The organism is Methylobacterium hispanicum (genome assembly GCF_022179285.1).
In the GTDB taxonomy this organism is placed as follows: Bacteria; Pseudomonadota; Alphaproteobacteria; order Rhizobiales; family Beijerinckiaceae; genus Methylobacterium; species Methylobacterium hispanicum.
On sequence record NZ_BPQO01000099.1, the window covers coordinates 1 to 564 of the forward strand.

The following is a 564-nucleotide window of genomic DNA, read 5'->3' on the forward strand; positions in this document are numbered from 1 at the left end:
CCTCGGCGGCACGGTCCTGGTTGGGCTTGTGGGCGGTGGGATCGACTACGCCCGGGTCTCGGCGCGCCGCAGCCAGCTCCAGGCGGCCGTCGATGCGGGCGTTCTGGCCGGCGGCAACGCGCTGAAACTGGCCGCCTCCAGCACGGACTCGGTCCGGGGCGTGACCGAGCAGACGATCCGCGACGCCGCCAAGCCCCTGCCCGAGAGCGCCTTCGGCCTTCAGATCGCGGTGCCGGCGGAGAAGACCAGCGTGTCCGCGCGGGCCCAGGAGACGATCCGCCTGGGCTTCGGCGCGCTCGTCGGGCTCGGCTCCGCCACCGTCGCGGCGCAGGCGCGCGTCAGCGTGGTGGGCCGGATGCGGCTGTGCATGCTCACCCTCGATCCCGCCGCCACGGGCGCCTTCAACCTGCAGAAGAACGCCCAGGTCACCGCCAACGCCTGCTCGCTCTACTCGAACTCGGCCAACGTCTCCGGGATGGTGGGCGGCGACAACGCGATGGCGCGCGCCGACACGATCTGCTCGGCCGGCGGCTATCTCGGCCTGCGGGCCAACTTCGCCCCCCC

1 protein-coding gene is annotated in these 564 nt (G+C 73.4%); it reads left to right on the forward strand.

The features are described 5' to 3' along the window. Positions 1 to 564 (forward strand): pilus assembly protein TadG-related protein (locus MFF56_RS31920; protein WP_238232244.1); only part of this gene is annotated, 564 nt, incomplete at both ends.